Source organism: uncultured Desulfobulbus sp., from assembly GCF_963662935.2.
Classification (GTDB): domain Bacteria; phylum Desulfobacterota; class Desulfobulbia; order Desulfobulbales; family Desulfobulbaceae; genus Desulfobulbus.
On record NZ_CAXXTL010000001.1, the window covers coordinates 737,855 to 748,376 of the forward strand.

Genomic DNA, 10,522 nt, shown 5'->3' on the forward strand with positions numbered 1-10,522 from the left:
TGATGGAGAGTATAAACGGCTCTCTAAAGAGAGGGTTGTCTGTCTGGAGTACTACTTCTAACGTTGATACAAAAAAAATCCATTCGCCGTCTAGTCAGCAACCGTTTCTTTGTACATCCGAATGATCATCAGTGTGATAGCCGGGTCCTGTGCAATAAAGAATCACAAACCCCGTCAGGTCCGGAAGGAAGCAGCGGTCGTGACACTCTTTATGTGTGCAGGGGTGCCCGGCTATCCTTTTTTCAGTGAGACGTCTGCCGGATCGTATGCCGAACAGCCGATGCACCCTCAAGACTCCTGATCATTGACCGCCGGTATCCGTCTTGTCCTACCTCGTTCTCGCCAGAAAATCCCGTCCCCAGACCTTTGCCGAAGTAGTCGGCCAGAAGCCGGTCGTCCGCACCCTGCAAAACGCCCTGACCCAGAACCGCGTTCCCCATGCCCTGATTTTCAGTGGTGTTCGCGGCACCGGTAAAACCACCCTGGCCCGGATCATGGCTAAAGCCCTGAACTGCGAACAAGGACCTGCAGCCGAGCCCTGCAATGTCTGCCGGTCCTGCCGGGAAATTACCGACGGTGCCAGTATCGATCTCCAGGAAGTGGACGGCGCCTCCAATCGCGGTATCCAGGAAATTCGCGAGCTGAAGGAAAAAATCCGCTTCATGCCCACCAGCTCGCGCTTCAAAATTATCATTATTGATGAAGTGCACATGCTCACCACCGAGGCTTTCAACGCCCTGTTGAAGACCCTGGAGGAACCGCCCAACCATGTGTATTTCATGTTTGCAACCACCGAGCTGCACAAGGTGCCGATCACCATTCTCTCCCGCTGCCAGCGCTACGAGCTGAAACGCCTCGGGCACAGTGAACTAACCGATCATTTCAACCGGTTAGCCGCGGCGGAGAATGTCCGGATGGAGCCCGAAGCTGTGGAGATGATTGTGCGCGAGGCCGGCGGCAGCGTGCGCGACGGACTCAGCCTCCTGGACCAGATCTTTTCCTATTGCGGTCAGGAAGTTCGAGCCGACGACGTGATCGAGGTCCTCGGGCTGGTCAGCCACCAGTTGGTTGCCAACCTGGGAGCGGCCCTGCTGGGCGGCGACCTGGCCACGGTCTATACTCTGCTTGATCAAATGTACCTGCACGGCAGCGACATCAAGCGGTTCAGCAACGATCTGCTGGGCTGGTTCCGGGCTCTGGTCGTCTGCAAGGTCAGTCAAAAGCCTGGTCAACTCCTTGAGGTGACCGAGGATGAACTGGTGTTCTTGGCGAAAACCGCCAGCGCGCATTCGCTGGAAACCTTGTCAGCAATCTTCAACCTGCTCCTTGATGGTCTAGAGAAGGCCTCCTTCTCCCAGCAACCACGGCTCGCGCTGGAGTTGGCCTTTATTCGCGCGGTGCAGTTCCGTGATGTTGTTCCGGTTTCCGAATTGATCGCCCGCTTCGACCGTCTGCTGGCAGGCACGCCCATCGACACCTTGCCGGTTGCCGCACCTTCCCCCGCCATCCGGCAACAGGCAGCTATTCCTCCCGTGGCGGAGCCGGCATCCCCCTCCGTGGCCACCCGGATGCAGCCTGAACCGCTGCCCCCTGTTATCACAGATACTGAACCACCTCTGCCAAGGGAATCGTTGACGGCAACAAATCCTCCAGTCGAACAATCAGTGACTCCCCCGGAACCGGCGGCCAGCATAATGCAAGCCCCCCCGAACACGAAACCGGTCGAACTCCCGCAGCAACGAGAAACGATTTCCGAAACACTCTCACCAGCAGCATTGCCTGAAAAGGTTGAACTGCCCGTGCAAATTCCCCCAACTCCGGTGGAAGCAAAAAAACGCATACGTCAGCATTGGGACGCCTTTCTCAAATATGTGCGTGAACGCCAACCCTGGGTTGCGGCCTCTCTGCAGATGGCGGCCTCAGTGGAGCGCAAGGGCGACGAGTTGATCATCCATTTTACCGATAGTGCCGACTGCACCCTGCTGAAGCAGCGCAATACCATCAATGCCCTGACCGAGTTTGTCCTCGATTTTTTCCAGGAAAATCTACGCATCCAATTTGAGGTTCCCGGATCCGGTACCTGTGCTCTTGATCCGGCCAATGGATTGGCGCCGCTCCAGGAACGTCGCGCCCTGGCCAACGATCCCCTGGTCTTAACCGCATTGGATATCTTCACCGGCCAGGTCGGCGAAATCCGCATTGGGCCGCGTTACCGCGCCAGCACACCAACACCAGTCGTTCCCCCCGTGGAAGAAGGACACCCTGCGGTCGAGGAATAACATTCACCCTCTCCCGGCGTTGCTCCAGAGCAAACAGCCTGCACCAGTTAATTTAAGGTAATCCTATGAATATGAGTGATTTGATGAAACAGGCGCAACAGTTCCAGGAAAAACTGGCCACTGTGCAAAACGATCTGGGCAATATCCAGGTCAGCGGATCAGCCGGCGCCGGCATGGTCACTGCCACCCTCAACGGAAAAGGTGAATTACTCGACCTCGTCATCGAGAAAGCCCTGGTTCAGCCGGAGAATACCCAGATGCTGCAAGATCTTGTTGTCGCGGCCGTCAACGACGGCTTGAGCAAGGCCAAAGAACTGGGCAAATCCGAAATGGCCCGCTTGACCGGCGGTCTCAATATACCCGGTCTTCTCTAAATGCAGGTCATCCCACCGGCCCTGGAGCGGTTGATAACCGATCTGACCAGACTGCCCGGCATCGGACGCAAAACCGCCACCCGCCTGGCCCTCTACATCCTGCGCCGACCTGCCGCCGAGGCCAGAAATCTGGCCGACGACCTGATGACGCTGCACGCAACCATTCATCTCTGCAATCAGTGTTTCACCTTTTCCGAAACCGATCCTTGTGTCATCTGCGGCAATCCCACCCGCGATCCCCGTTTGGTCTGCGTGGTGGAGGAACCCGGCGACCAAATCGCCATCGAAAAAACCGGGGCATTTCGAGGCACTTACCACATCCTGCATGGCGTGATTGCACCCATGGACGGCATTGGGCCCGAGGAATTAAAAATCCGTGAATTACAGCACCGTGTCGCCTCCGGCAGGGTCGACGAAGTGCTGATCGCCACCAGCTCAACGGTGCCGGGCGAAGCCACCGCCTCCTACCTCGCCGAAATACTCAGGGAGACGAAGATCCGAATCAGCCGGCTGGCCTGTGGCATTCCCATGGGTATGGATATCAAGTATGCCGACGAACACACCCTGGCCAAGGCCATTGAATCCCGCCAAGCACTCAACGATTCGTTCTGACCCAACCCCATTCACGGCACCCCGCTTTTCTCAGCACAGGTACTCTTCTATCGATAATCGTTTCGACCTTTAGCCGGACCGGCTGCAAGGACAGCACCTAGCTGTCTTACAAAACCGTCATCTTTTTTTTAAAATCGTGGACGTTTCCCCGATTTTTCCCCATAATCTGTTTTTTCAGCCATCCGTGTGGTTCGCCGGTCTCTGGAAAAACACCAACAAGCATTTTCGCCTACCGCTCTTGAATTCGTATGCTACAATACCGCATACAGTGGTCGCTCTCGGAATGGCCCATCCGCATCCTGGCCGGTGCCCTTGCCCGCTGGCTGATGTTGACAGAACATAGCAAATAAGGAGATCTCAATGATCAATCTGGTTGAAAATGATATCACCACCCTGAAAGTCGACGCCATTGTCAATGCCGCCAACGAAACCCTGCTCGGCGGTGGCGGAGTCGACGGTGCCATCCACAAAGCAGCTGGCCCTGAACTGCTGGAAGAATGCCGTGCCATCGGCGGTTGCAAGACCGGCCAGGCTGTGCTCACCAAAGGCTACAATCTGCCGGCTAAATTTGTCATTCATACCGTCGGGCCGATCTGGCAGGGCGGCAACAGCAACGAACCGGCCCTGCTGGCCAGCTGTTACCGCAACTGCCTGGAACTGGCGGTGAAAAACAATATCCAGTCCATTGCTTTTCCGGCAATCAGTTGCGGTGCCTATGGTTTTCCCCTGGATGAGGCGGCCGATATCGCCGTCGACACCATCCAGTCCTTCCTCAATCGCAACGGTAAACCGAAAGAGGTGTATGTCGTCTGTTTCCAGTCCCGGGCCAAGTTCGCTTACGCCCAGGCTATTCGAGGGTTGGAAGAGTGAACCCGGATTCGGCTCAGTGGTGAGAGAGGAAAAATGAATTCTCCATGCTGTTGGTGAGGGCACCTCCATAAGATGGGCGCAAAATTGACAAACAGGAGAGGATGCAGGATAAATTTTCAACTAAGATCCAACCGTTAGTGAGCTAAAAAGGCGGTGTACGGTTATTGGAACGATATTTACCGCCTATTTTCAACGCCAGCTCCCTTATTTTAAGGCATTGTTTTTGCGTTCCATTGTTGGGTCCAGAGAAAAACGAAAACTACTCTGCGCTCCGGCAACGCGTTCCACGGTAAGCGTTCTGGCTCCGAAATCCTCATCCAGATACCCTTCCAGCAGTAGCGGCCCCTTGCTGTACAACAAATGGCACGATTGCTCGTAGACCCTGGGGAACAGGGTGCATTCCACCAGGCCGGTTTCATCCTCGAAACTGAGGAATTCCATCGGTTCCCCCTTCTTGGTGCCGACGATCTTGCCAGCAATGGGCCATCCGAGGAACCGGATTCGGCGGCGTTGATGGAGAGTCGAAGCAGGGAGATTGAGCAATGCATGGGCGGTCAGGGCTCCAGCCCGAATCCGTTGTTCGGTAAACAGTGTGATTGGATGGCGCTCGCAAAGAAAACCCAAGACCCGGTATTCGTTGCGCAGCCGTTGCCGATGTTCTTCCGCGGGGAGTGGTGGTGGCGATGGATCGAGTGGGAAGAGAGAGCCCACTCTTTTCGCACTTTTCCGCCAGGAAGCCAAGAGCCAGATCAATACCCCCCGGTTTTTTTCCGCGGGCGAATGCAATGCATCCAAAGCACCTGCATGAACGAGGGACTCGGCCTCATCAGTGGATGGCTGTACTCGGCCCAGGAAATCAAACACTGAAGAAAAGGGGTGGTGCCTTGACTCGGACCCAATCCGATCACGCGTTGCGCTGCTCAGCCCGGTGATCGCCATCAAACCCACCCGGAGATATCGTCCCTTACCCCGCCAGTGGCTATCGCTCCTGTTCACATCCGGTTGCAGAACGGTCAAACCCAGTCGGCGAGCCTCGGATACATAGGCAAAGGTCGAGTAAAACCCCCCTTGGTTGGAGATCACAGCCGCCATGAACTCGGCCGGGAAATGGGTTTTGAGGTAAGCAGCCTGGAAAGAGACCCTGGCATAGCTGGCTGAATGCGGCTTGCAAAAAGAGTAGCCGTCAAAACTCATCATCATCGCCCAGATGCGGCCGGTGGTGGCCTCGTCCACTCCGCGCTCCGCAGCAGCATGGAAAAATCGTCCCCGGTAATCCTTGAGATGCCGCTCCTTGTCCTTTTTTGACATGATTTTGCGCAGCCGATCGGCATCGGCATGCGAAAAGCCGAACTGCACCGCCACCCGCGATACGTCCTCCTGATAGACCATAATCCCGTAGGTTTCATCGAGCACTCCGCCCACCAGAGGGTGCAGCGGCTGCCAATCGCCACCGTGCAATCGGCGCAGGTATTCGCGGATGAATTCATTGGCCGCCGGCCGGATGATCGAGGAATGGATGACCAGGTGGGCAAAATCACCCTGCCGGGCACGCTGCTGCAGCAGTCGGGTCGCCGGGCTCTCGATATAAAAGCAGCCCATGGTCTGGCCCTTGGCCACGGTACCTTGGGTAGCGGGATCGTCTTCGGGCAACCAGCTCCGTTCATCAAGCGTCTGGCCATTCTCCCGGACCTGATGGATCGCGTCCCGGATGACCCCCAGGCTACGGTTGCCGAGCAGATCTATTTTGACCAAACCCGCCTCCTCCGCCCCGTCCTTTTCCCACTGAATGATCGGCACGCCCTTGGCTGCCCGCTGCACGGGTACATAATCGCTCACCGGTTCAGGGGTGATGATAACCCCACCGGGATGCACTGAGAGATAGCGCGGTACGCCGCTGATGCTTGCCGCCAAGCGCAAAATATCGGGCCAGGGGCCGGAAAGATCGACGCCCCGCAACTGGGGCAGGCCCTGCAACTGTTCCAGATACCCATCCTCGGCCGTCCCTGCCCGCCATATCCAGGGGAGTTTCTTGGTGATCCGACTGATCTCTCCACCCGGTATGCCAAAGACCTTGGCGGTTTCGCGGATTGCCAGGCGCGGCTGCAGGGAAACGTGGTTGGCAACCATGGCTGCATGGCAGCCGAAGCGATTCAGCACCGCCGCCAGGATCTGATCGCGTTCATCCCAGGCGAAATCGATATCGATGTCCGGCGGATCGATACGGCCTGGATTGAGAAATCGCTCGAAGTACAGGTTGTGGCGGATGGGGCAGACATTGGTGATCCGCAGGCAGTACGCCACCAGGGAGGCTGCGCCGGATCCTCGCCCACAGGTCCGGGCGATGGGGCCAACGATGTCCTGCACCACCAGAAAATACGAGGAGAACTGCATGGTGGAGATAACGGCCAGTTCGTGCTCAAGCCGGACGACCACATCCTTGGAGAGAGGGATACCGTACCGATGCCGAGCCCCTGCAAAGGCCAAGGCCCGCAGCTGTCCGTCGGCATCCTGCTCCGGCCAGGGCGGCATGATCAGGCCGGTATATGGGGTGCGCAGGGTACATCGTTCGGCAATGGGGGAAGCGGCGGCAAGGCACTCGGGCCAGAGCTGAAAACGCTGCCGCCATTCGGCTGATGAAGGGAGTGACGCTTCGACGTCTGTCTCAGACTCGGCCAGCCGGCAAAGCGAGGTGTTGGTGTCAATGGCGCGGAGCAGACGCTGGCTTGAGGAGTCGTCAGGGGAAAGAAAAAAACTGTCCTGAACCGCCACTGCCGGCGCCCCGAGCATACGGGCTGTACGGCGCAGCTCGCTGTTGTATTGATTGGGTTGTCCTGTCAGAGTCGCTGCTGTGTCGGCTCCGATCTCTAGGCAGTGCCGTAGCAAGTCCCGATCCGTTGCCAGGAGGACCAAACCTTGATGGTAAGCGGGCAAAGCGGCCATCAGGTCAAAGGCCTGATCGCAGTGCAAGGCGGTCAGCAAGTGGCAGAGGTTGCGATAGCCATCCCGATCTTTCACCAAGCAGAAAAGCCGCAACTGCTTGACTCGCACCTCGGCACCGATGATTGGGGTGAGACCTTGCTCTTCGCAGGCAGTGAGAAAAGGCCACAGGCCATAGAGGTTGTTGATATCGGTCAGCGCCAGGGTTGTGTAGCCCTGCTCTCGTGCATGGCGGCAGAGTGCCCTGGGGCTAGCCGTTCCCCGCATCAATGAAAAATGAGAATGCAGGCCGAACCCGATCATGGCGATTATTGCATCCCGGCCACAATGGGTTGTTGCGCGCCGCGCAGAATTTTATCGTGGCCGCAGCGGGCTCGGATGGCGTCAAAGGCCTCGCTGAGCCGCTTGTTTCTCTGCTGATCGGGATCAACCGCGGCAAAGAGCGAAAGCTGTTGCACCGGATGCTGAATGAGAGAGCAGGCGAGACTGATTTGCCGGAGGCGGACACGGCGGTGCCAGCCGCGATACAAGGCGGTGAGGGCTAACTGCTGGAGGGCCGGATCGTCACTTACCGGGGTTTTGGCCACAGCCTGCCGGGCAACCGAGAGCCCGTCGGTGTAGAACAGCGTCACCGCCACTCGTCGGCAGCCAAGGCCACGTTGTCGCAATCCATGTCCCACCTGCTGCGCCAAGGTGATCAAGGCGGCGCGCACCACAGTCTCTTGGTTGGTGTCGGGCGAAAAGGTATGCTGATGAGAATATTCCGAACCAGGAGGCCCGGCCGGTTGGACCGGGCTGGGATCAATGCCGCGGACCACCTGATAGAGCAAGCGGGCCCGGTGATCGCAGAGCACGCTCAACTCCTGCGTTGAGAGTGCCGCCACCTGATAAACCCTTCGGATATTAAGGTTTTGCAGGCGGATCAGGTCGACTTGGGCAACACCTGGCAGCAGGTCCAGGGGGAGCGGCGCGAGAAAGGAGCCCTCCTCGCCGCCGCCAACGATATACTCGCCTCGTGGTTTGACCAGTCTGCTTGCCACCTTGGCCACCAGCTTACTGGAAGCGATCGACCAGATAGGGTCAAGCCCCAGATCCCGGCGCAGGGTGTTGCGCAACCGCCAGCCGATGTCCGGCGGTGGCCCGAACAGCCGGTGGGTGCCGGTGACATCAAGGTAGAGGTGGCCGTTGCCACTGGAGCGTTCGACCAGAGGCGTATAATGAAGGGCGTGCTCCAGGCAGCGGTTCAGGGCCTTGCGGTAGTGTTCGGGCCGAGGGGCCAGTACCAAGGCTGCCCGGCAACGGCGGCGGGCCGTATTGAGCAGCATGCCCTTGCGCACCCCTTCGGAGTAGGCTTCATCGCTCATGTCGTAGACAACAGCCCGCGGCGACGGGTCGGCGATGATAACCGGCTTGCTCTTGAGACTGCTGTTGAGCAGGCGTTCCACGGCCACGCTGAAATCGGCAATGTTGAGATGAATGATTCTCCGTTCCATGGAGGTCATTCTAGATAAATGTACAGTTAATGTAAAGTTAAACTGTACATTGTGACAATGGTGACAGGAAAGAAATCAGGGCAGCAGGCTAGCCATGGACTGAGCGTTGCGCACCGCCTGTCCGGCTACATGGTTGTTGAAGAGAATGACGCCGGCGGTACAGTGAGAACGCATCCTTGGAATACGCTCCCGGCTCCATTGGCAGAGTTCACCATCGCTGTACGCATAATCGAACTGCTGCTGCTTGGATCCTGAGCGCCACCCCTGGAGATTGCGCCCATGGAGGCGGAGGTAGAACAGATCGGGATTGGTGACCACATCAAGGGCCGGAAACAGATCAGGCAACGGCGGAGCGTCAACGCTTACCAGGGTAATGCGGCGCTGCTCCAATCCCTTGAAGACGCTGTCCTGCGCCCAGGAGCAATGGCGAAATTCCACCGCCAAGGGCAAGGGCTGCAGGGAGTCGAAGAGGTGGGCCAGGTAGGTGCGATTCTCTGGAGTGCGGCGGAAGAAAGGAGGGAGTTGTACCAGTACGCTGAGAAGACGGCCACTCGCAAGCAGCGGTTGAATGCCCCGGCGGTACAGATCAGCCTGAGTCCGCCAGTCATCGCCAATCTCGTGGGTCATGGTGCGGGTGAGCTTGGCACAGAACACCAGGCTGGTGCCGCCGGCAGTGAGCATCCGTTCCACGGTCTCCGCCCGGATCATCTGATACCAGGTGTAGTTGAGTTCCACCACCGGAAACAAGTGACCATACAGGTCGAGCATCTGGGCTGACTTGGTCCCTGGCGGATAGATGCCGGCATCGATCCACTCGGGATAGGAGTAGCCGCAGGTTCCGATGTAGACCGTCGAATCGGCAGACATAAGCGCTTCCGGCTCAGAGGGTGGCCATTTGTTCGGGGCCGCGTTGGATCCCGATCACCTTCCCTTGAATCAGAACCTCACCCAGGCCATAGGTCATAACCGGATAGTTGTTGTTTTCGGGCCGGAGCTCGATGCGATCCCCCAAATAAAAGAACCGCTTGACCGTGGCTTCCTCACTGTTGATCAAGGCCACCACGATTTCTCCATTGGCGGCAAACTGGCGGGGCTCGCAGACAGCAATGTCACCGTCGAGGATGCCGACGTTCTTCATTGAATCGCCCTGAACCCGGAGGGCAAAAAGGTGCTCGCCGCGAAAAACAGACTCGTCGACCAGCACACTTCCTGCCCATTCCTGCTGTGCATACATCGGCAGGCCAGCGGCCACCCTGCCGATAATGGGAATGTTCCTGCCGCTTGGTTTTTTTTCATTGAGCTCTTTACCTTGCAGGATGATCTTGCGGCTGTATCGGCCATCGCGCCGAATCACCCCTTTTTCTTGCAGCGTGTGCAGCAGGCTGGCTACAGCCGTATGGCTGATTCCCAACTCCTCCGCTGCTTCGCGAAGGCTGGGTGCACCTTCGCTGCCTTGGATTCGATTGCGCAGATAATCAAAAAATTGACGTTGGCGCGGTGTGAGTTCGAGCTGTTGTTGGAGCATGGATTATCCCCTGTATTAAATCTTTTTGCTGCTAAAATGTAATAAAACATTTTGCAAAATGTCAAGTCAATAAATAGAAAGCGAAAAGACAGAGAGTTCAGCGTTTACAAAGGAAACCAAACAGGCTCAAATTGTTTACATCAGGAGGCAAGGCATTATTCTGACAGGATAAAACATCTTGACGCACTCGATTAATCTGGGGTTCAGCGGGTGTTGCATCGGCGCCTGATCAAGGTGCTTGTCCAAGCGGCGAAAGAGATCTTTGCTTGCGTGGACAGCCCATGGCGTTGCTATGCCGCCCCAGCCGCTGGAGGCAAGAAATGTGGGCGGCGGACGGAAGAAATGTTGACGTGATCTCGCGAACGGTTTTTGTTGCATGGGATGCCTCCGGTGTTGTGTGGGCCGTTGGACCGGAAGTGAGCCTGTTTTGTC

9 protein-coding genes and 1 other RNA gene are annotated in these 10,522 nt (G+C 57.3%); 5 read left to right on the forward strand and 5 right to left on the reverse strand.

Annotated elements, in window-relative coordinates:
* The first annotated feature begins 138 nt into the window (after positions 1 to 138).
* The 5 genes from ffs (at position 139) to ACHZCX_RS03185 (ending at position 4,135) form a co-directional block, all read left to right on the forward strand.
* An RNA gene (gene ffs, locus ACHZCX_RS03165) (signal recognition particle sRNA small type) lies at positions 139 to 236 on the forward strand.
* 87 nt (positions 237 to 323) lie between these two features.
* Positions 324 to 2,279, forward strand: coding sequence for a DNA polymerase III subunit gamma/tau (gene dnaX / locus ACHZCX_RS03170; protein ID WP_319585784.1), 1,956 nt, complete (start codon positions 324 to 326; stop codon positions 2,277 to 2,279).
* A 71-nt stretch (positions 2,280 to 2,350) separates the two neighbouring features.
* Positions 2,351 to 2,653, forward strand: a complete 303-nt coding sequence (locus ACHZCX_RS03175) for a YbaB/EbfC family nucleoid-associated protein (RefSeq protein WP_319586055.1) — start codon at positions 2,351 to 2,353, stop codon at positions 2,651 to 2,653.
* Positions 2,654 to 3,265: a recombination mediator RecR gene (gene recR / locus ACHZCX_RS03180; protein WP_319585785.1), complete on the forward strand. Its 612-nt coding sequence runs from the start codon at positions 2,654 to 2,656 to the stop codon at positions 3,263 to 3,265. It begins immediately after the preceding gene.
* 360 nt (positions 3,266 to 3,625) lie between these two features.
* Entirely contained in the window at positions 3,626 to 4,135 is a 510-nt protein-coding gene (locus ACHZCX_RS03185) for an O-acetyl-ADP-ribose deacetylase (RefSeq protein WP_319585786.1), read from the forward strand.
* 204 nt (positions 4,136 to 4,339) lie between these two features.
* Here ACHZCX_RS03185 and ACHZCX_RS03190 read toward each other — a convergent pair whose 3' ends face one another.
* The 5 genes from ACHZCX_RS03190 to ACHZCX_RS03210 form a co-directional block, all read right to left on the reverse strand.
* Positions 4,340 to 7,375 carry a DNA polymerase III subunit alpha gene (locus ACHZCX_RS03190; RefSeq protein ID WP_319585787.1) on the reverse strand — a complete coding sequence of 1,012 codons (3,036 nt, stop codon included), beginning with the start codon at positions 7,373 to 7,375 and terminating at the stop codon, positions 4,340 to 4,342.
* Positions 7,376 to 7,380: 5 nt separating this feature from the next.
* Entirely contained in the window at positions 7,381 to 8,565 is a 1,185-nt protein-coding gene (locus tag ACHZCX_RS03195) for a hypothetical protein (RefSeq protein WP_319585788.1), read from the reverse strand.
* A gap of 75 nt (positions 8,566 to 8,640) precedes the next feature.
* Positions 8,641 to 9,432 carry a DUF72 domain-containing protein gene (locus ACHZCX_RS03200; protein ID WP_319585789.1) on the reverse strand — a complete coding sequence of 264 codons (792 nt, stop codon included), beginning with the start codon at positions 9,430 to 9,432 and terminating at the stop codon, positions 8,641 to 8,643.
* 13 nt (positions 9,433 to 9,445) lie between these two features.
* A complete protein-coding gene (gene lexA, locus ACHZCX_RS03205) occupies positions 9,446 to 10,090 on the reverse strand; it encodes a transcriptional repressor LexA (protein WP_319585790.1) in 645 nt (214 codons plus the stop codon).
* A gap of 135 nt (positions 10,091 to 10,225) precedes the next feature.
* Positions 10,226 to 10,468 (reverse strand): hypothetical protein, encoded by a 243-nt coding sequence (locus ACHZCX_RS03210; protein ID WP_319585791.1) that lies wholly within the window; start codon positions 10,466 to 10,468, stop codon positions 10,226 to 10,228.
* Between the last annotated feature and the right edge of the window lie 54 nt (positions 10,469 to 10,522).